18 protein-coding genes are annotated in these 18070 nt (G+C 69.5%); 9 read left to right on the forward strand and 9 right to left on the reverse strand.

The genetic code is table 11. The features are described from left to right. Nucleotides 1–85: 85 nt before the first annotated feature. Nucleotides 86–1138 carry an AraC family transcriptional regulator gene (locus H6927_07700; GenBank protein MCP5217987.1) on the forward strand — a complete coding sequence of 351 codons (1053 nt, stop codon included), beginning with the start codon at nt 86–88 and terminating at the stop codon, nt 1136–1138. 10 nt (nt 1139–1148) lie between these two features. On the opposite strand, the gene H6927_07705 is transcribed toward H6927_07700, so the two are convergent. From H6927_07705 to H6927_07730, 6 genes are all read right to left on the reverse strand, one after another. Next, nucleotides 1149–1898, reverse strand: a complete 750-nt coding sequence (locus H6927_07705; GenBank protein MCP5217988.1) for an SDR family oxidoreductase — start codon at nt 1896–1898, stop codon at nt 1149–1151. Between the two features lie 23 nt (nt 1899–1921). After that, on the reverse strand, nt 1922–2896 hold the full coding sequence (locus tag H6927_07710; GenBank protein MCP5217989.1) for a zinc-binding dehydrogenase: 975 nt from the start codon (nt 2894–2896) through the stop codon (nt 1922–1924). Nucleotides 2897–2924: 28 nt separating this feature from the next. Continuing rightward, nucleotides 2925–3860 (reverse strand): 3-keto-5-aminohexanoate cleavage protein, encoded by a 936-nt coding sequence (locus H6927_07715; protein MCP5217990.1) that lies wholly within the window; start codon nt 3858–3860, stop codon nt 2925–2927. A gap of 16 nt (nt 3861–3876) precedes the next feature. Beyond that, complete coding sequence (locus H6927_07720; GenBank protein MCP5217991.1) at nt 3877–4935, reverse strand: 3-keto-5-aminohexanoate cleavage protein; 1059 nt, start codon at nt 4933–4935, stop codon at nt 3877–3879. 131 nt (nt 4936–5066) lie between these two features. Then, nucleotides 5067–5912 carry a TauD/TfdA family dioxygenase gene (locus tag H6927_07725; protein MCP5217992.1) on the reverse strand — a complete coding sequence of 282 codons (846 nt, stop codon included), beginning with the start codon at nt 5910–5912 and terminating at the stop codon, nt 5067–5069. Nucleotides 5913–5953: 41 nt separating this feature from the next. Next, complete coding sequence (locus tag H6927_07730; GenBank protein MCP5217993.1) at nt 5954–6883, reverse strand: tripartite tricarboxylate transporter substrate binding protein; 930 nt, start codon at nt 6881–6883, stop codon at nt 5954–5956. 226 nt (nt 6884–7109) lie between these two features. Between H6927_07730 and H6927_07735 the strand changes: the two genes are divergently transcribed. Further along, nucleotides 7110–8270 (forward strand): CoA transferase, encoded by a 1161-nt coding sequence (locus H6927_07735; GenBank protein MCP5217994.1) that lies wholly within the window; start codon nt 7110–7112, stop codon nt 8268–8270. Here the strand turns inward: H6927_07735 and H6927_07740 are convergent. Beyond that, a complete protein-coding gene (locus tag H6927_07740) occupies nt 8267–8554 on the reverse strand; it encodes a hypothetical protein (protein MCP5217995.1) in 288 nt (95 codons plus the stop codon). The genes H6927_07735 and H6927_07740 overlap by 4 nt on opposite strands. On the opposite strand from H6927_07740, the gene H6927_07745 reads away from it, so the two are divergent. The 4 genes from H6927_07745 (at nt 8535) to H6927_07760 (ending at nt 13408) form a co-directional block, all read left to right on the forward strand. Then, nucleotides 8535–9038: a MarR family transcriptional regulator gene (locus tag H6927_07745; protein MCP5217996.1), complete on the forward strand. Its 504-nt coding sequence runs from the start codon at nt 8535–8537 to the stop codon at nt 9036–9038. The two genes, H6927_07740 and H6927_07745, sit on opposite strands and share 20 nt — an antisense overlap. Further along, a complete protein-coding gene (locus tag H6927_07750) occupies nt 9035–10483 on the forward strand; it encodes an efflux transporter outer membrane subunit (protein MCP5217997.1) in 1449 nt (482 codons plus the stop codon). Before H6927_07745 ends, H6927_07750 begins: the two co-directional genes overlap by 4 nt. Before the next feature lie 17 nt (nt 10484–10500). Further along, complete coding sequence (locus H6927_07755) at nt 10501–11778, forward strand: efflux RND transporter periplasmic adaptor subunit (protein ID MCP5217998.1); 1278 nt, start codon at nt 10501–10503, stop codon at nt 11776–11778. 79 nt (nt 11779–11857) lie between these two features. Next, on the forward strand, nt 11858–13408 hold the full coding sequence (locus H6927_07760; GenBank protein ID MCP5217999.1) for a DHA2 family efflux MFS transporter permease subunit: 1551 nt from the start codon (nt 11858–11860) through the stop codon (nt 13406–13408). Nucleotides 13409–13415: 7 nt separating this feature from the next. On the opposite strand, the gene rsxB is transcribed toward H6927_07760, so the two are convergent. Together rsxB and H6927_07770 are read right to left on the reverse strand one after the other, a co-directional pair. Then, nucleotides 13416–14057 carry an electron transport complex subunit RsxB gene (gene rsxB / locus H6927_07765; GenBank protein ID MCP5218000.1) on the reverse strand — a complete coding sequence of 214 codons (642 nt, stop codon included), beginning with the start codon at nt 14055–14057 and terminating at the stop codon, nt 13416–13418. A 41-nt stretch (nt 14058–14098) separates the two neighbouring features. Then, nucleotides 14099–15466 carry a polyhydroxyalkanoate depolymerase gene (locus H6927_07770; GenBank protein MCP5218001.1) on the reverse strand — a complete coding sequence of 456 codons (1368 nt, stop codon included), beginning with the start codon at nt 15464–15466 and terminating at the stop codon, nt 14099–14101. A gap of 156 nt (nt 15467–15622) precedes the next feature. Between H6927_07770 and H6927_07775 the strand changes: the two genes are divergently transcribed. From H6927_07775 to H6927_07785, 3 genes are read left to right on the forward strand one after another with little or no spacing between them, the layout of a single operon-like run. Further along, entirely contained in the window at nt 15623–16426 is an 804-nt protein-coding gene (locus tag H6927_07775; protein MCP5218002.1) for an ABC transporter permease, read from the forward strand. Between the two features lie 10 nt (nt 16427–16436). Further along, the gene (locus tag H6927_07780) at nt 16437–17432 is read left to right on the forward strand and encodes a mammalian cell entry protein (protein MCP5218003.1); all 996 of its coding nucleotides are present in this window, start codon (nt 16437–16439) and stop codon (nt 17430–17432) included. Then, on the forward strand, nt 17429–18067 hold the full coding sequence (locus tag H6927_07785; protein MCP5218004.1) for a hypothetical protein: 639 nt from the start codon (nt 17429–17431) through the stop codon (nt 18065–18067). Before H6927_07780 ends, H6927_07785 begins: the two co-directional genes overlap by 4 nt. The last annotated feature ends 3 nt before the right edge of the window (nt 18068–18070 follow it).

Raw genomic sequence — 18070 nt, forward strand, 5'->3', positions numbered from 1 at the left:
GCTGCTGCGTGACCCTTACGCCCGAGGGACACCCGCCAAGCGCATCCGGCTGCCGCCATCCGCGTCGCTGACATGCCGGCTGCGCATGCCTGCTTCTGACCAGCTCATCCGCAGCGCCAGCCTGACCGGCTATGTGACGCTCGTGCGTGAGCTGGGGCACGATCCCCACCCTCTGCTGCGTGGCGTGGGGCTGTCGGCGCGCCTGCTGGACAACCCCGAGACGCTCATTCCCAGCTATGCCGTGCGGGAACTGCTGGAGCGCACGGCGCGCATTACGGGTGCCGAGAATTTCGCGCTGAGGTTGGCCGCGCAGCGCACCTTCTCGAACCTGGGGCCGATCAGCCTGGTGCTGAAGGACGAGCCCACCCCCCGGCAAGCGCTGGACACCCTGTGCCGCTATCTCAAGCTGCTGAGCTCCGCGCTGGTGACCCGCATCGAAGACGCCGGCTCCACGGTGCTGGTGCGCGAAGACCTGCTGCCGGTTCCCGGCGGGGTGTCGATCCGGCAGTCGATCGAGTTGGCCGTGGCGGTCAAGTTCCGCATCCTGCGGGAGCTGATCGGCCCCCAATGGCGGCCGCTGCAGGTGTGCTTCACGCACCGCGCGCCGGTCGATGCCTCGGTGCATCGCGCTTTCTTCGGCCGCATGCCGATGTTCAACCAGGGCTTCAACGGCATGGTCTGCGCACTGGCCGACATGCAGTTGTCGCGCGTGCCGGACAACACCGGTGTCGTGCGTTTCGCGCGCGACTACCTGGAGGCGGCCTTGCACCGCCGCCACGCCGACGCGCAGGCCACCTGTCGTGAACTCATCACCGCCCTGCTGCCGGGCGGGCGCTGCACCGCCCAGCAGATGGCCCGGCACCTGGGCATGGACCGCCGCACGCTGCACCGCCACCTCAGCGCCGAGGGGCATACCTTCTCGGCGCTGCTGGACGAGGTCCGTGCCGGGCTGGTGCTGCGCCACCTGCGCGAAAGCGACCTGCCGCTGGGCGAGGTGGCAGGGCTTTTGGGGTTTTCAGGCCCCAGCAGCTTCAGCCACTGGTTTCGGTCGACCTTTGGCACCAGCGTCTCGGGCTGGCGCCGGCAGCAGTCCACAGCGGCCGAGCATGCGGCGCATGGCGAGCCGCGTCCCGGCTGACCGCGCTCGGCTACATGGCCGTCTTGCCGCCATTGACGGCCAGGATCTGGCCCGTGACGTAGCGGGCCTGCCCGGAGGCCAGGAAGACGATGGCGTCGGCCACCTCCTCGGGCGTGCCGATGCGGCCCATCGGGATGGAGGCCGCCACGGCGGCGACCCGCTCGGCGCCGCCCGCGATGCGCTCCAGCATGCCGGTGTCGATGGGGCCGGGGGCGACCGCGTTCACGCGCACGCCGAAGGGGCTGGCCTCCAGCGCGGCGGACTTGGTCAGCCCCTCGATGGCGTGCTTGCTGGCCACGTACACCGGGTTCTGCGCGTTGCCCCGGCTGCCCATGGTGGACGACAGGTTGACGATGGCGCCTTGCTTCTGCGCCTTCATTGCGCGCAGCTCGTGCTTCAGGCATAGCAAGGTGCCCAGCACGTTGGCGTCGAGGGTGGCGCGGCAGGACTCGACCGTCTGCCCGGTCAGGGGTCCTGGCGTGCCTTCGATGCCGGCGCTGTTGACCGCGATGTCGATCCGGCCGAAGCGCGCCACGGCGGTGGCCACGAGCTGCTCGACCTGGCTCTCGTCGCTCACGTCGGCGCGCACGAACACGGCCTGGGCGCCCAGGGCCTGCAACTGCGCCACCAGCTGCTCGCCGGCTTCGGCGTTGCGGCCGGAGCACACCAGCCGCGCGCCCTCGCGGCCGAAAGCAAGGGCGGCGGCGCGGCCGATGCCGGCGGTCGCGCCGGTCACCAGCACCACGGGGGAAGTGCTCATGTCGTTTCCTGTCACGAACGGGATCAATCCGGGATCAGCACCAGCTTGCCCATGTGCTGGCTGCGCACGATGTACTCGTACGCCTCGCCGATGGCGGGCAGGGCAAAGGTGCGCTCCACCGGCAGCCGCAGCCTGCCCGCGCGGAAGAAGGGCAGCAGGTCGCGCGCGCAGGCCTGCACGCAATCCAGGCGCTCCTGCTCGCTGCGGGTGCGGAAGGTGGCGCCGATCAGCTTCAGACGGTTCAGCCACAGCTGGTTGATGTCCAGGCGCGCGTACTGGGCCCCGCCCAGCCGCGCCAGATTGACCAGGCGGCCCTTGACCGCCAGGCTTTTGACGTGGTCCTCGAAAACGGTGCCGCCGATGGTGTCGATGATGATGTCCACGCCGCGCCCGCCGGTGGCGGCCATGATGGCCTCGACCTGGTCCTGGCTGGATGCATCGATGCCGACATCCATGCCGAATGGGGCCAGCTGCTCCAGCTTTTGCGCCGAGCGCGAAGAGGCGATCACGGGCGCGGCGCCGAGCGCCGAGGCGATCATGATGGCGGCCATGCCCACGCCGCCGGACGCGCCGTTGATGAACACCGATTCGCCCGCCTTCAGCTCGCCGTTGCTCACCAGCGCGTCGTGCGCGGTGATGAACACGTTGGGAAACGCCGCCCCATCGATATACGACACATCGTCCGGCAGCGCCATCAGCGCCAGCGGCGCCGCGATCACGTACTGCGCATGGCAGCCCCGGCCATGGCCCATCACGCGGTCGCCCACGCGCCAGCCCTGCACCTGCGAGCCCACGCAGTCGATCTCGCCCGCGAACTCGACACCGGCCGTGACCGGCTGGCCGGCGCGGTGCTCGCGCATGTGCTTGATCTCGCCATAGTTGATGCCCGAGGCGCGCACGCGCACCCGCACTTCGCCGGGGCCGGGCTCGGGGATCGGGATGTCCTGGATCTCCAGCTGGCCGCCATCGGCGGTCGGCAACACGCGCACTGCTTGCATTTTCATTTCCGGTAACTCAGTTTCAAAATCAAAACGCGACGGCATCTCGTCCCTTGAGTTGCAGCATGCGTCGCGCGTCGTCCGGTGTCGCTACCGCGAGATTGAGCGACTGCAGGATCGAGACGATGCGCCGCACCTGCTGCGTGTTGCTGGTGGCCAATTGGCCCGGCCCGTCCCAGAGGGAATCCTCCAGCCCGACCCGGACGTTGCCGCCCATCGCGGCGGCCTGCGCGGCAATGGGTATCTGGCTGCGGCCCGCACCCAGCACCGACCAGTAGTAGTCCTGCCCGAACAGACGCTCGGCCGTGCGGCGCATGTGCATCACGTCGTCGGGGTGCGTGCCGATGCCTCCCAGCAGGCCGAACACCGTCTGGATGAAAAAAGGCGGCTTGAGGATGCCGCGGTCGATGAAATGCGCCGCGGTGTAGAGATGGCTGGTGTCGTAGCACTCGATCTCGAAACGGGTGCCATGGTCGGCGCAGGACTCCAGGATGTAGCGGATGTCCTTGAAGGTGTTGCGAAAGACCCGGTCTTCCGATCCTTCCAGGTAGGGGCGCTCCCAGTCGTGCTGGAAGTGCGCGTGCCGCTTCAGCATCGGGTAGAGGCCGAAATTCATCGACCCCATGTTCAGCGAGGCCACCTCGGGCTTGAACCGGAGCGCCGGCTGCAGGCGCTCCTGCACGAGCATCGTCGGCGCGCCGCCCGTGGTGAGGTTGATGACCACGTCCGAGCGCTCGGCGATGGCCGGCAGAAAGGCCCGGAACAGTTCCGGATCCTGCGACGGCTGGCCATCGCCGGGCTGCCGCGCGTGCAGGTGCACGATGGCGGCCCCGGCCTGCGCCGCGGCGACCGCTTCGTCGGCGATCTGCCCCGCCGTGATCGGCAGGTAGGGCGACATGCTCGGCGTGTGGATCGCGCCGGTCACGGCGCAGGTGACGATGACTTTGCCTTGCGGTGCGGCCACGGTCCTGCCTCCGGCTTCAATGCGTCTTGCGCAAAAAACCCTGGGTGGCGCCGTTGCGGTTCGGCGCAAACCCGTTCTGCGCCAGCGTTTCTTCCACGGTCTCGAAGAACACGCCGATGCGGCTGATCTGGCGCGCTTGTTTTGCCGTGGCGATGGGCCGGCGGAATTCACGCGCGATGCGCACGAGCTGCTCGATCTGCGAGACCGTGCTGGCCTTGGCGCTGCGATCCTGGTTCCACAGGCAGTCCTCGATGCCGCAGCGCACGTGCAGGCCCATGGCGATGCCCATCATGTTGACCGGCAGCACGTTGCGCACGTTGCTTTCCACCGTGACCACGGCGCCATCGGGAACGCCGCGCATGAAGTTGCCCAGGCTGTAGACGTTGGGCGTGTCCATGCCGCCGCCGATGGCCACCCAGTTCATCACCAGCGGCCCCTTGTAGAAGCCGCGGCGCATCAGGCGCTCCACCGACTCGAAGCTGTTGATGTTGTAGCACTGGAAGGCGCTCTGGATGCCGGCGGCCGACAGGCGCCGCACGTGCTCTTCGACCCACAGCGGGTTCGCCGGCACGATCATGTCCTTGTAGGTGTCGAACAGCTTGGGGTTCTCGCGCGAGGTGCCGACGAAGTCGGCGTCTTCCGCGTGATCGGTGACGTTCATCTGCGAGGTGTTGACGGTGACCGTGACCTGGTCGGGCACGGGGTCGAGCTCGGCCAGCATGTGGCGCGTGTCGTCCGACAGCCACTTGGCCGCCTGGCCCTCGCCCTCGGGGGCGAAGGAGATGGAGCCGCCGACCTGGATGATCATCTCCGGCACGGCCTTGCGCACGCCCGCGATCAACTCATTGAACTTCGACAGCCGCTTGCTGCCCTTGCCGTCCAGCTCGCGCACATGCAGGTGCAGCACGGTGGCGCCGGCGTTGTAGCAATCCACCGCCTTCTGGATCTGCTGATCCATCGTGACGGGGATGTCCTGCGGAAAATCCGCCGGCAGCCAACCCGGCGCATAGGGGGCGGCGGTGATGATCAGCGGCTGCTGGTTTTCGGGAAAGAGATGGCCGTCGAGGAAATTCATGGTGGGTGTCCTTGCGATTGATGTCGGGTCAGAAGTTGTGACCAATCCCGGCGCTGTGCTTGCCCCGCCAAACTGCGGGGGTTCATTTTTTTGGCGAAAAACTCTGTTTTCGTCAGGGTGGGAGGAGGTCGTCAGTACGGACGGTCGCCGACGATCCCGGCGCGCTCCATCTTGCGCGGGGCTGGGAAGTAGTCGTTGCAGGCGTAATGCTGGGTGCTGCGGTTGTCCCAGACCGCGACGTCGCCCGGCTTCCACGACCATCGCACCTGGTATTCGGGGATGCTGGCGCGGCTGGTCAGATAGTTCAGCAGCAGCGATGCGCCGGGTGATTTGTCGATGCCGTGGCGCACGTTCGCCGGCGTGCTCCAGTTGACGAAGTGCGACGTGAAGCCCGCGCCGACGAACAGGATCTTCTCGCCTGTCTCGGGGTGGGTGCGGACCACGGGGTGCTCCGCGGTGGGGTGCTCCTGCACCAGCTTGGCACGCGCCTCGGGCGTCAGCACCGCGCCGAAGCTGTGCTCGATGCTGGCCTTGGCACGCAGGTCGGCGATCTGCGCCTTGACGTAGTCGGGCAGCTCCTCGTAGGCCTTCACCATGTTGACCCAGATGGTGTCGCCGCCGATCTCCGGGCACTCGATGCAGCGCAGCACCGCGCCCATGGCCGGGTGGGGGCGCCACAAACCGTCGCAGTGGTAGGTGTTCTCGAAGCTGTGCGGATTGTCGCTGCGGTAGATGAGCACCAGGCCGGGATGGTCGGGATCGCTGCCGACCACCGGATGGTCTTCCAGCGGACCGAAGCAGCGCGCGAACGCCACGTGCTCGGCCCGCGTGATGTCCTGCCCGCGGAAGAACAGGACGCGGTGCTTGAGCAGCGCGGCCTTAATCTCGGCGAACTGCTCGGCGTCGCGGGCGGCTTCCCCCAGGTGGACACCGGAAATCTCGGCGCCGATGGCGGGGGTGATTTGTCTGACTTTCATGCCATGTCTCCTATGTCAGGAACCCGTGAAGATCGGGGGGTTCAAAAGCTCTTGATGCCGTACTTCTTGACAATGGCGGCGTTGCGCTCCGAAACCGCCGTGTCTTCGCGCTGGATCGCGGGCGTGTCGACGCTGAGGTCGGGCTCGCCCAGCTCGGCCAGCCGCTTCTGCACGGCGGGCTCGCTGGCCGCTTTCTTCACGGCGGCCTGGACCTTGGCCAGCACGTCCGCTGGCAGCTTGGCCGAGCCCACCAGGCCGATCCAGCCCATGAACTGCAGTTCGGGATAGCCCACCTCGGCCGTGGTGGGTACGTCGGGCAGGAGGCGCGAACGCTGTTTGCCCGAGAAGGCATAGGCGCGCAGCTTGCCGCTCTTGATCATGGGCAAGGAAGTCAGGATGCCGTCGAACATGAAATCCACCTGCCCGCCCATCAAGGCCAGCAACGCGGGGGGCGAACCGGCGTAGCCCACGTGCTGCATGTCCAGGCCTGCCTTGTCGCTCAGGATCAGGCCGGCATAGTGGGAGGCGGTGCCCGCGCTGTAGGTGGAATAGGCCCCCTTGCGGGTCTTCAGATAGGTCACCAGGCTGGCGAAATCACGCGCGGGGGTGCTTGCCGGCGTGACCAGGACGACCCCCGAGCGGACCAGGGTCGCGATCGGCAGGATGTCCTTGAGCGGGTCGTACGGCAGCTTCATCACGTGCGGGCTTTCGGTCAGCACGTTGCTGGGCACCATCGCCAGGGTCTGGCCATCGGGCGCTGCCTGCAGCATGGCCTGCAGACCGATGGAGGCCGCCGCGCCCGGCTTGTTCTCGACCACCACCGGCTGCCCGATGTCGGTCGACAGCTGTTGCCCGACGACGCGGGCGATGGTGTCCGCGGTGCCGCCAGCCGGTGCCGGCACGATCAGCCGGATCGGACGGTCGGCCCACGCCCAGGCGCTGGCAGCGAGCGCCCATGCTGCGAATGCCATGGTGGCGCGCACGGCCACTTTCGCTGTTGTTTTCAAAATGTTGTCTCCTTCGTGTGCCGTGATGTCAATTGATGCATATTAAGTATGGAGAGAATTTCCGACAAAAATTTGCTTTATTGGGGCATTAATTTGTTTATTTGGGACATTGGGACAGCAGGAAAAAGTGTTGCCAGGGACTTGTATCTACGATGCCGACCCTACGAATCGTTGGCAAAAGGCTTCAATCATGCAAACCGATCTTCCGCTGTCCGGCGTCAAGGTGCTCGATCTTTCCCGCGTGCTGGCAGGCCCCTTGAGCACCATGGTGCTGGCCGATCTGGGCGCCGATGTCATCAAGGTGGAGCATCCGCAGCGCGGCGACGACACGCGCGACTGGGGCATGCAGATCGCCCCGGGCGAAACCACCTACTTCTATGGCTTCAACCGCAACAAGCGCTCCATCGCCGTCGACATCGGCACGGCAGAAGGTGCGGCGACCATCCGGCAGCTTGCGGCCCAGTCCGATGTGGTGGTGGAGAACTTCAAGTCCGGCGGCATGGAGCGGTTCGGACTGGGCTATGAAGACCTGAAGGCTCTCAATCCGAAAATCGTCTACTGCGCCATTGCGGGCTACGACCGCGCGGGGCCGGAGGCGGCCCGGCCAGGCTACGACCTCGTGATCCAGGGCGAAAGCGGATTGATGGGCATCAATGGCGAAGCAGGCCGGCCGCCGCTCAAGTTCGGCGTTGCGGCGGTGGATCTTTTCACCGGCATGTACGCGGCGCAAGCCGTGCTCGCCGCGCTGTTCAAGACCCGGTCCACCGGCAAGGGATGCCGCATCGACCTCGCGCTGTACGACTGCGGGGTCATGATCAGCTCCTACTACGGGCTGGAGGCGCTGCTGCTGGGCGACGATCCGCCGCGCTACGGCAACGAGCACCCTTCCATCGTGCCCTACGGCGTGTTCCAGTCGGCCGACGGCCCGCTGGTCATCGCGGTGGGCAACAACCGCCAGTATCAAAATTTCTGCATCGACGTGCTCGGGCGCCCCGATCTTGCGCACGACGCGCGTTTCGAGACCAACCTCAAGCGAGCCCAAAACCGCGAGGCCCTCTCCGCGCTGCTGCACGCGGAACTGCTCAGGCACCCCCGGCAAGCGTTGCTCGACAGGCTGACGGCAGCTGGCATTCCCAACGGGCAGGTGCTGGGCCTGCACGAAGCGCTTGTTGGCACCAGAACACAAGCAGCGGGCCTGCTCAACAGACTGCCCCACCCCTCGGCTGGCGAGGTGTCGGTGTTGTCCTCGCCCTGGCGCTTTGACGGCCATCGTCTTCCGGTCAGGCGTCCTCCGCGTTTGGGTGAGCACTCGGAGGAAATCACCGCCGCACTCAAAGCCGGCTCGCTTTAGAACGTGTTTGCGATCTCCTCGTAGTGCCCTTTGCAGGGCAACCCTTCGGGCAAGGCAGCAAAAAAGCCGCACTCGTCGTTGCGCACCTTGGCCAGGCCGCCGGCATGGCCTGCGGCGCGCGCCTCGATGGCGGCTTTTTGCTGCCTTGCGGGCACCATGAGGAGTTCGTGAACACGTTCTTGGGGCAATCCGGCCGATCCAATCCATGCAAAAATTGGCTTGACAATGTTTGCATAGGCAATTAATAATTGCGGCCTTCCCGCCATGCCAAGCAAGCCAGTCAAGTCCGCACCGCCCCCGCGCTACTACGTGGCGGAGCATGCGCGTGCCGAAAACGGGCTGATCTACATGCTGCGCCGGGCCCAGCTGGCGCTGGCGCAGCGCGTCAACGAGCAGATCGATCCCGGCAGCTCCACGCTGCCGCAATGGCTGCCGCTGCACAAGGTCCATGCGGGCTACGCCGACACCGTGGCCGAGCTGGCGCGCGTGTGCACGGTCGACGCCGGCTCGATGACGCGCCTGCTCGACCGGCTGGAGAAAAAGGGCCTGTGCCGGCGCGTGCGCAGCCAGAGCGACCGCCGGGTGGTGCACATCCAGCTGACACCGGCGGGCGTGGCCGTGGCCGAGCGCGTGCCGCGCATTCTGTGCGAGGTTTACAACCAGGCCCTGTCCGGCTTCACGCCGCAGGAATGGGCGCAGTTTCAGGCCCTGCTGGCCCGTCTGACCGAGGCCGCCCTGGCCTTGCCGGTCCACAAGGACGCATCATGACTTTTCATCGCACCGGCATGCTGGCGGCGGCGCTGGCGGCAGCCCTGTTGTCGGCGTGCGCCGACCCGAGCGGCATCGCACCCGGCGCCACCCTGCGCGACGCCGCCGCGCTGGGCCTGCCGACCACCCCGGCCAACGCCGACGCCGCGGCGCTGGCCCCGGCCGCCGACTGGTGGACGCGGCTGGGCGACGCCCAGCTGGACCGGCTGGTGGCCCAGGCCCTGCAGGACAACCCGAACCTGCGCGTGGCCAGTGCCCGCGTGGCCAAGGCCGACAGCGCCATCGCCGTGGTGCAGGCGGCCGACGGCCCGCAGGTCAATGGCACGCTGGGCCTCAACCGCCAGCGCTTTTCCAGCCACTACATCTATCCGCCGCCGCTGGGCGGCTCGGTGCAAAGCCTGGGCAACCTGCAGGCCCAGGGCAGCTGGGCGCTGGACTTTTTCGGCCGCAACGCCGGCCAGCTGCAGGCCGCCATCGGCCAGGCGCGCGCCGCGCAGGCCGAGCACGACGCCGCGCGCGTGCTGCTGGCCGCCAACGTGGTGCGCACCTACGTGCAGTGGGCGCGCCTGCAGGACCAGCACGCCCTGGCCGAACGCACGCTGGCGCAGCAGCAGCAGATGCTGCAGCTGGCGCGCGAGCGCACCCGCGCCGGCCTGGACAACCAGCTGGCCGTGCGCCAGAACGAAAGCAGCCGCGCCGACACGCGCACGCAAGTGGCCGCGCTGGAGCAGCAGGAGCAGGCCACGGGCCACGCGCTGGCGGCCCTGCTGGGGCAGCCGCGCCTGCCCGCCGGGCTGCAGGCGCCGCGGCTGGCGCAGCTGAAGGCGCTGGCGGTGCCGCGCGAGCTCAGCGCCGACTGGCTGGGCCGGCGTGCCGACATCGCCGCCGCGCGCTGGCGCGTGCAGGCCGCGCAAGGCCAGGTGCAGGCCGCGCGCGCGCAGTTCTATCCCAACATCAACCTGGCGGGTTTCGTCGGGCTGCAAAGCCTGGGCTTCGGCAACCTGCTGCGCTCGGGCAGCGCCGAGTGGGGCGTGGGCCCGGCGCTCAGCCTGCCCATCTTCGAGGGCGGGCGCCTGCGCGGCAACCTGCGCGGGCAGGTTGCCGACGAGGACGCCGCCATCGAAAGCTACAACGCCACCGTGATCGACGCCATGCGCGAGGTGGCCGACCAGTCGCTGGCCGTGCAGGCCGTGGCGCGCCAGCAGGGCGAGCAGGCGCACGCGCTGCAGGCGGCCGAGGCGGCCTGGACCATTGCCCGCCAGCGCTACGGCGCCGGCCTGGCCACCTACCTGAACGTGCTGGTGGCCGAGAGCGCCGTGCTGGCGCAGCGCCGCCAGGCGGTCGAGCTGGGCGCGCAGGCGCTGCTGGCGCAGGTGGGCCTGGCGCAGGCCATGGGCGGCGGCTGGCAGCCGGCCGCGCAGACCACCGCCGCCTCGAACCCCTGATTGGAAGGAAAGACCCGATGTCCGAACCGACGCAAGCCGGCACGCCGCAAGCGCCGAATGCTCCTGAAAACAAAGCATCGCCGCCGCCCGCGGAAGAAGCGGGCACCAACGGCCGGCGCAAGCGCGTGCTGCTGGGCCTGGCGGCCGTGGTGCTGCTGTGCGGCCTGGCCTGGGGCGTGTACGACCGGCTGGTGCTGGCGCACTTCGAGGACACCGACAACGCCTACGTGCAGGGCAACGTGGTGCAGATCACGCCGCAGATCGGCGGCACGGTGACGGCCATCTACGCCGACGAGACCGACCGCGTGCAGGCCGGCGCGCCGCTGGTGCAGCTGGACGGCGCCGACGCCGAGCTGGCGCTGGCGCAGGCCGAGGCCGCGCTGGGCCAGACCGTGCGCCAGGTGCGCACGCTGTACGCCAACAACAGCGCGCTTGAGGCCCAGGTGCGCCTGCGCGAGGCCGACGTGGCCAAGGCGCGCACCCAGCTGGCCACGGCCGAGCAGGATGTGGCGCGGCGCCAGGGCCTGGCCGGCGGCGGCGCGGTGTCGGGCGAGGAGCTGGCCCATGCGCGCGCCCAGGTCACCGCCGCCCAAAGCTCGCTGAAGGCGGCGCAGGCTGGGGTCAGCGCGGCGCAGGAGCAGCTGGCCAGCAACCAGGCGCTGACCGACGGCACGCCCGTGGCGCAGCACCCCAGCGTGCTGGCGGCGGCCGCCAAGCTGCGCGAGGCCTGGCTGGCCGCGCACCGCACGCTGCTGCCGGCGCCGGTGTCGGGCTACGTCGGCAAGCGCACCGTGCAGCTGGGCCAGCGCGTGGCCGCCGGCACGCCGCTGCTGACCGTGGTGCCGCTGGGCCAGGTGTGGGTGGAGGCCAATTTCAAGGAAAACCAGCTGCGCCGCATCCACATCGGGCAGCCGGTGCGCCTGACGGCCGATGCCTACGGCAGCAAGGTGGTGTTCAACGGCACGATCAGCGGCCTGGGCGTGTCCACCGGCGCGGCCTCGGCCCTGCTGCCGGCGCAGAACGCCACCGGCAACTGGATCAAGGTGGTGCAGCGCGTGCCGGTGCGCATCGCGCTCGAGCCCGGGCAGCTCAAGGACCACCCGCTGCGCGTGGGCCTGTCGATGCTGGCGCGCGTGGACGTGAGCGACCAGAGCGGCCCCGAGCTGACCGACGCCGCGCGCGCCGAGCCGCTGGCCAGGACGGCGGTGTTCGCCGACGCGGGGCAGGGCGCCGAGCAGCGCGTGCAGCAGATCATCGCGCGCAACCTGGGCCGCGCGGCGGCCAAGGGTTCATGATGAAATCGGCCCCTGGCCCGCGCCGATCCAGCCCAATAAGCTATAAAAACAATAGTAACCTGGTTTTCGGGTCCGCCGCATGAGTGCCGCCCACGTCGCGCATCCCCCGCTGCAGGGCAGCGCCCGCGTGCTGGGCACGCTGGCGCTGTCGGCCGCCACGTTCATGAACGTGCTGGACTCGACCATCGCCAACGTGTCGCTGCCGGCCATCGCGGGCGACCTGGGCGTGAGCCCGGTGCAGGGCACCTGGGTCATCACCAGCTTCGCCGTGGCCAACGCCATCGCGGTGCCGCTTACCGGCTGGCTGACGCAGCGCATCGGCCAGGTGCGGCTGTTCATGGCCTCCGTGCTGCTGTTCTCGATCACCTCCTGGCTGTGCGGCATGGCGCCCAACATGACCATGCTGATCGTGTTCCGGGTGCTGCAGGGCTTTGTGGCCGGGCCCATGATTCCGCTGTCGCAGACCCTGCTGCTGTCCAGCTATCCGCCGCGCCAGGCCGGCCTGGCCATGGCCATGTGGTCTATCACCACCCTGGTGGCGCCCATCACCGGGCCGCTGCTGGGCGGCTGGATCACCGACAACATCAGCTGGCCCTGGATCTTCTACATCAACGTGCCGGTCGGCATCCTGTCGGCGGGCGCCACCTGGGCGATCTACCACAAGCGCGAGACGCCCACGCAGCGCCTGCCGATCGACTTCGTCGGCCTGGCGCTGCTGGTGCTGTGGGTGGGCGCGCTGCAGCTGATGCTGGACAAGGGCAAGGAGCTGGACTGGTTCGCCTCGCCGCAGATCGTCGGCTTCGCGGTCGTGGCCGTGGTGGGCTTCGCCTTCTTCATGGCCTGGGAGCTGACCGAGAAGCACCCGGTGGTCGACCTGTCGCTGTTTCGGCGGCGCAACTTCTGGTCGGGCGCGCTGACCACCGCCGTGGCCTACGGCGTGTTCATCGGCAACGTGGTGCTGCTGCCGCTGTGGCTGCAGCAGTTCATGGGCTACACCGCCACGCAGGCCGGCATGGTGCTGGCGCCGGTGGGGCTGATGGCCATCGTGCTGTCGCCGGTGGTGGGCGTGACCATGAACCGGGTCGATCCGCGCGTGTACGTCACGGTCTCGTTCGTGGTGTTCTTCCTGGTGTTCTGGCTGCGCTCGCAGTTCACGGTGGAGACCGACTTCGTCACCATCATGATCCCCACGCTGATCCAGGGCATCGGCATGGCGGGCTTCTTCATTCCGCTGGTCACCATCACGCTGTCGGGCCTGCACCCCTCGCGCATTCCAGCGGCGGCGGGGCTGTCCAACTTCACGCGCATCACCGCCGGCGCCTTCGGCGTGTCGATCGCCACCACGGCCTGGGAAGACCGCGCCACGCTGCACCACGCGCAACTGGCCGAGAGCATCAACAGCGGCCGCCCGGTGGTCGAGCAGACGCTGCAGCAGATGCAGGCCATGGGCCTGGGTCACCAGCAGTCGCTGGGCCTGATCGACCGGCTGCTGACGCAGCAGGCCTTCATGATCTCGACGCAGGAAATCTTCTATCTGTCGGCGCTGCTGTTCCTGGCGCTGATTCCGCTGGTGTGGATCGCGCGGCGGATGCACGGCCCGGCCTCGGCCGAAGCGAGCGGGGCCCACTGATCCGGGGCTACGGCCCCGGGCGTTGTTGGCGTGCCCGCGCCAACGCCGCTTCGATCATGGCGCGCTTGCGCTCCGGCGCGGTGGCGTCGCTCCCTGCGGTGTCGGCCTTCGCATCGGCCCGGGGCTCATGCTTCTGGGCGGGCACGGCCTGGCGCCGCTCCTGGGTGGCGGCGTAGCGCGCGCGGGCCGACCGGGCCTGCTCACCGGACCAGGCGGCCCAGCCGGTGCGCTCGCCGGTGACGGCCTGCATGTGGATGCAATCGACCGGGCAGGCGGGCACGCACAGCTCGCAGCCGGTGCAGTCGGCCTCGATCACGGTGTGCATGCGCTTGGGGCTGCCTACGATGCAGTCCACCGGGCAGGCGGCAATGCACAGGGTGCAGCCGATGCACCCGTCCTCGTCGATCCAGGCCACGCCGCGCGGGCCTTCCTGCCCCCTGGCCGGGTCCAGCGGCCGCGCGGGCCGGCCCGTCAGCGCCGCCAGGCGCTGCACGCCTTCGGCGCCGCCGGGCGGGCACTGGTTGATGTCGGCCTGGCCCGCCGCCATGGCCTCGGCGTAACCGGCGCAGTCCGGGTAGCCGCAGCGCGTGCACTGGGTTTGCGGCAGTGCGCCGAGCAGGCGCTCGGCCAGTGTCTCGGTCGGGGTCACGTCGGCGTGCGGCGCGCGGGCGCCGCGTGGCTCACGCCTTCTTAGGCCGCCTTGCGGGTCTCTCGGGCGCTCTTGGCGCTGCCGCGGGCCGGGCGGACGTCCAGCTGGGTCACGCTGGCGCTGGGCGCGCTGGCGGCGCCGGGCGGCAGCGGGTGCGCGGCAATGAAGTCCTTGATGCGCGGATACACCTGCTGGCGCCAGCGCCGGCCGCTGAAGATACCGTAGTGGCCGGCCTGCGGCACCTCGTAGTGGAGCCCTTGCTTGGCCGGGATGCCGGTGCACAGGTCGTGCGCGGCCTTGGTCTGGCCCGAGCCGGAGATGTCGTCGAGCTCGCCCTCGACGGTGAGCAGGGCGGTGCCGGAGATGTCCTGCGGGCGCACGCGCTCGAGCTTGCCGGCGGGCGAGCGCACGTCCCAGGTGCCCTGCATCAGGTTGAAGTCCTGGAACACGGTCCGGATGGTTTCCAGGTAGAAGTTGGCGTCCATGTCGAGCACGGCGTTGTACTCGTCGTAGAACTTGCGGTGCGTCTCGGCGCTGGACTCGTCGCCGCGCACCAGGTCGCGGAAGTAGTCCCAGTGGCTGGTGGCGTGGCGGTCGGGGTTCATGGCCACGAAGCCGGTGTACTGCATGAAGCCGGGATACACGCGCCGGCCGGCGCCGGGGAAGTTGTGCGGCACGCGGTAGATCACGTTGTTCTCGAACCACGAGAAGCTGCGCTGCGTGGCCAGGTTGTTGACCTGGGTGGGCGAGCGGCGTGCGTCGATCGGGCCGCCCATCATGGTCATGGTCAGCGGTGTCAGTTCGCCGCGGCTGGCCATCAGCGAGACGGCGGCCAGCACCGGCACCGTGGGCTGGCACACGCTGACCACGTGGCAGTTGCCGTACTTGGACTGCAGGTGGCGGATGAACTCCTGCACGTAGTTGATGTAGTCGTCCAGGTGGAACTCGCCCTCGGACAGCGGCACCAGGCGCGCGTTCTTCCAGTCGGTGATGTAGACCTTGTGGTCCTGCAGCATGGTACGCACGGTGTCGCGCAGCAGCGTGGCATGGTGGCCCGACAGCGGCGCCACGATCAGAACCGGCGGCTGTTCCTTGAGCTTGGCCAGGGTGGCCGGGTCGTCCGAGAAGCGCTTGAAGCGGCGCAGCTCGCAAAACGGCTTGTCGATCTCGATGCGCTCGTCGATGGCCACCTGCACGCCGTCGACCGGCACCTGGCGGATGCCGAACTCGGGCTTGACGTAGTCCTTGCCCAGGCGGTGGAACAGCGCGTAGGACGCGGCCACACGCTGCGACATCGGCATCTGGCCGAAGGGCAGGTGCGGGTTGTTGAACAGCTTGGCGGCGGCGTCGGCGATTTCGGCAAAGGGCTCGATGAGCGCGCGCTGAGCCTCGTAGATGTGATAGAGCATGGTGGTCCGATGGACAAATTGTTGCACTGCAATATAGCGCAGCGCATCGGGCTTTGCACTGGATCGGAGTGTCTAAAGCGACAGCGGCGGCGCGTTTTCGTGACGAAGGCAACAGGCGGGGCGCCGCCACGGGGCGCCCCCGCTATCATCGGCGCCATGACGGGCGCAGGCTTGCTTGGAGGCTGGCTGCTGGGTGCGGCGCGCGGCCTGCTGGGGGCGCTGGCCGGCTGGTGGCTGGTGCTGTTCACCGGCGCGCAGCTGGCGGTGCTGGCGTTTTCGCCGTCCAGCTATCGCGCGCAGGCCGGCGCCGGCGTGCTGCGCGAGATCGAGCGCGCCGCGGCGCCCGGCCTGCCGGGCTTCACGGTGCTGATGGCGCTGTTCAACGTGGTGGTGATCCGCATCGTGGTGGTCACGGCCTTCGCCTATGGCCTGGAGCCGTACACGCTGGACGCCGTGGTGCGCGTGCTGGTGCTGGAGCTGATCCCGCTGGTGGCGGCGCTGTACGTGGCGGTGGACTACAGCATTCCGGGCGGCTCGCAGCTGTTCAAGTGGCGCCGCGCCGGCGGCCTGGAGGCCCTGCGCGCGCAGGGCGCGGACCCGCTGGCGCGCGAGGTGCTGCCGCGCGTGCTGGGCGGCGTGCTGGCGGTGTGCCTGATGGCGGCCGTCAGCTGCGTGATCTCGCTGGTGCTGACCTACGTCGCCGTGCACGGCTTCACGCTGGCGGCACTGCCGCGCTACAACCGCGCGGTGGGGCAGATCTTCAATCCCGCCGTGACCCTGATCTTCGGCCTGAAGACCGGGCTGTTCGCCCTCGCGGTGGCCCTGCTGCCGGTGGCCAACGCCCTGCGCGACATCCCGCGCAAGCGCGCGCGCACCAGCGTGGAGCTGCAGGGCCTGGTGCAGATGTTCGTGCTGATGCTGCTGATCGAGATGGCGGCGCTGGTGGGCAACTACTATTGAGCTTCGCCGCATGCCCACGCCCGACCCCACGCTCACCCCCGACGCACCCGAGCCGCCGCTGTCCGATGCCCTGGCGCGCGGCGTGCGCTGGCGCGCCGTGATGCTCCTGATCGCCATGGCGCTGCTGCTGGTGGGCAGCGCGCTGTACCTGATGTGGGCGCGCGGCGCGTTCGAGCAGACGCAGCCCCTGTACCTGAGCACCGACGACTCGGACGGCGTGCTGGTCGGCATGGACATGACGTTTGCCGGCTTTCCCATCGGCCGCGTGCGCCGCATCGAGCTGGTGGGCAGCGGCACGGTGCGCATCCAGGTCGACGTGCCGGTGCGCGACGCGCACTGGCTGCGCAGCTCCAGCGTGTTCACGCTCGAGCGCGGCCTGGTCGGCGCGGCGCGGCTGCGGGCCTTCACCGGCGTGCCCGACGACCCGCCGCTGGCGGCCGGCGCCGAGCGCGTGGTGCTGCGCGGCGACGTGGCGGCCGAGATCCCGAAGATGATGTCCGACGTGCGCGACGTGCTGCAGAACGTCGCGCGGCTGACGGCCAGCGACGGCGCGCTGGGCCAGACCCTGGGCGAGCTGCAGGCCTTCAGCGCGCGCCTGAACACCGGCCAGGGCGGGCTGGTGGCGGCGCTCACCGGCAACGCCGCCGACGCCCGGCGCGTGGGCGAGCTGCTGGCGCGCAGCAACCAGCTGCTGCAGCGGGTGGATGCACTGGTGGCCCGGGCCGACCGCCAGGTGTTGGGCAAGGACGGCCTGCTGGCCGACAGCCACGAGGCCGTGCGCCAACTGGGCGGCCTGCTGCAGGAGGCGCGCCAGAGCGTGCAGAAGGTGGATGCGGTGCTGAAGGACGTGCAGGCCGTGGCCAGCAACGCGCGCGGCGCCACCGATGGCCTGGGCGACCTGCGCGCCGACGTGGAAAGCAGCCTGCGCAAGATCGACGCCTTGATCGCCGAGCTGAACCGCAAGTGGCCGTTCGCGCCCCGCCAGCAGGAGCTGTCGCTGCCATGAACGTGCATCGCATAGCTCTTGTTTTTGTAGCTGCTGGCGCCCTGTCCGCCTGCGCCAGCGGCCCCAAAGTGCCGGACTGGCGCATCAGCGCCGTCGGCCACGTGCAGCGCTTCACCGAGGCCTGGCTGAGCGGCGACACCCGCGTGGCCGGGCGCGAGTTCGACCTGGCCCGCGCCGACACGGCGCGCACCGGCCGCCCCGAGCTGGTGGCGCGCGTGGAGCTGACGCGCTGCGCCGCCCAGGTGGCCAGCCTGGACTTTGCGCCCTGCACCGGCTTTGACGCGCTGGCGCCCGACGCCAGCGCGGCCGAGCGCGCCTACGCCCGCTACCTGGCCGGCCAGGCCGGGCCGGACGACGCGCCCCGGCTGCCGCCCCAGCACCGCGCCGTGGCGGCCGGCGGCACGGACGTGGCCGCCATCGACGAGCCGCTGGCGCGCCTGGTCGCCGCCGCCGTGCTGCTGCGCCAGGGCCGCGCCACGCCCGCCGTGGTGGCGCAGGCGGTGGACACCGCCTCCGGCCAGGGCTGGCGCCGCCCGCTGCTGGCCTGGCTGGGGGTGCAGGCGCGCTGGGCCGAGCAGGGCGGCCAGGCCGACGAGGCGGCGCGCATCCGGCGGCGCATGGACCTTGTCCACTGAACC

Source organism: Burkholderiaceae bacterium (assembly GCA_024235995.1).
GTDB lineage: Bacteria > Pseudomonadota > Gammaproteobacteria > Burkholderiales > Burkholderiaceae_C > Ottowia.

Excerpts from the sequence above, each read along its gene's own strand:
- H6927_07725 (MCP5217992.1), bottom strand. The coding sequence starts at position 5,912 with ATGAAAGTCAGACAAATCACCCCCGCCATCGGCGCCGAGATTTCCGGT.
- H6927_07780 (MCP5218003.1), top strand. The coding sequence starts at position 16,437 with ATGCCCACGCCCGACCCCACGCTCACCCCCGACGCACCCGAGCCGCCG.
- H6927_07760 (MCP5217999.1), top strand. The coding sequence starts at position 11,858 with ATGAGTGCCGCCCACGTCGCGCATCCCCCGCTGCAGGGCAGCGCCCGC.
- H6927_07705 (MCP5217988.1), bottom strand. The coding sequence starts at position 1,898 with ATGAGCACTTCCCCCGTGGTGCTGGTGACCGGCGCGACCGCCGGCATC.
- H6927_07755 (MCP5217998.1), top strand. The coding sequence starts at position 10,501 with ATGTCCGAACCGACGCAAGCCGGCACGCCGCAAGCGCCGAATGCTCCT.
- H6927_07785 (MCP5218004.1), top strand. The coding sequence starts at position 17,429 with ATGAACGTGCATCGCATAGCTCTTGTTTTTGTAGCTGCTGGCGCCCTG.
- H6927_07710 (MCP5217989.1), bottom strand. The coding sequence starts at position 2,896 with ATGCAAGCAGTGCGCGTGTTGCCGACCGCCGATGGCGGCCAGCTGGAG.
- H6927_07735 (MCP5217994.1), top strand. The coding sequence starts at position 7,110 with ATGCAAACCGATCTTCCGCTGTCCGGCGTCAAGGTGCTCGATCTTTCC.
- H6927_07730 (MCP5217993.1), bottom strand. The coding sequence starts at position 6,883 with ATGGCATTCGCAGCATGGGCGCTCGCTGCCAGCGCCTGGGCGTGGGCC.
- H6927_07770 (MCP5218001.1), bottom strand. The coding sequence starts at position 15,466 with ATGCTCTATCACATCTACGAGGCTCAGCGCGCGCTCATCGAGCCCTTT.
- H6927_07745 (MCP5217996.1), top strand. The coding sequence starts at position 8,535 with ATGCCAAGCAAGCCAGTCAAGTCCGCACCGCCCCCGCGCTACTACGTG.
- H6927_07750 (MCP5217997.1), top strand. The coding sequence starts at position 9,035 with ATGACTTTTCATCGCACCGGCATGCTGGCGGCGGCGCTGGCGGCAGCC.
- H6927_07720 (MCP5217991.1), bottom strand. The coding sequence starts at position 4,935 with ATGAATTTCCTCGACGGCCATCTCTTTCCCGAAAACCAGCAGCCGCTG.
- H6927_07700 (MCP5217987.1), top strand. The coding sequence starts at position 86 with ATGCCTGCTTCTGACCAGCTCATCCGCAGCGCCAGCCTGACCGGCTAT.
- H6927_07775 (MCP5218002.1), top strand. The coding sequence starts at position 15,623 with ATGACGGGCGCAGGCTTGCTTGGAGGCTGGCTGCTGGGTGCGGCGCGC.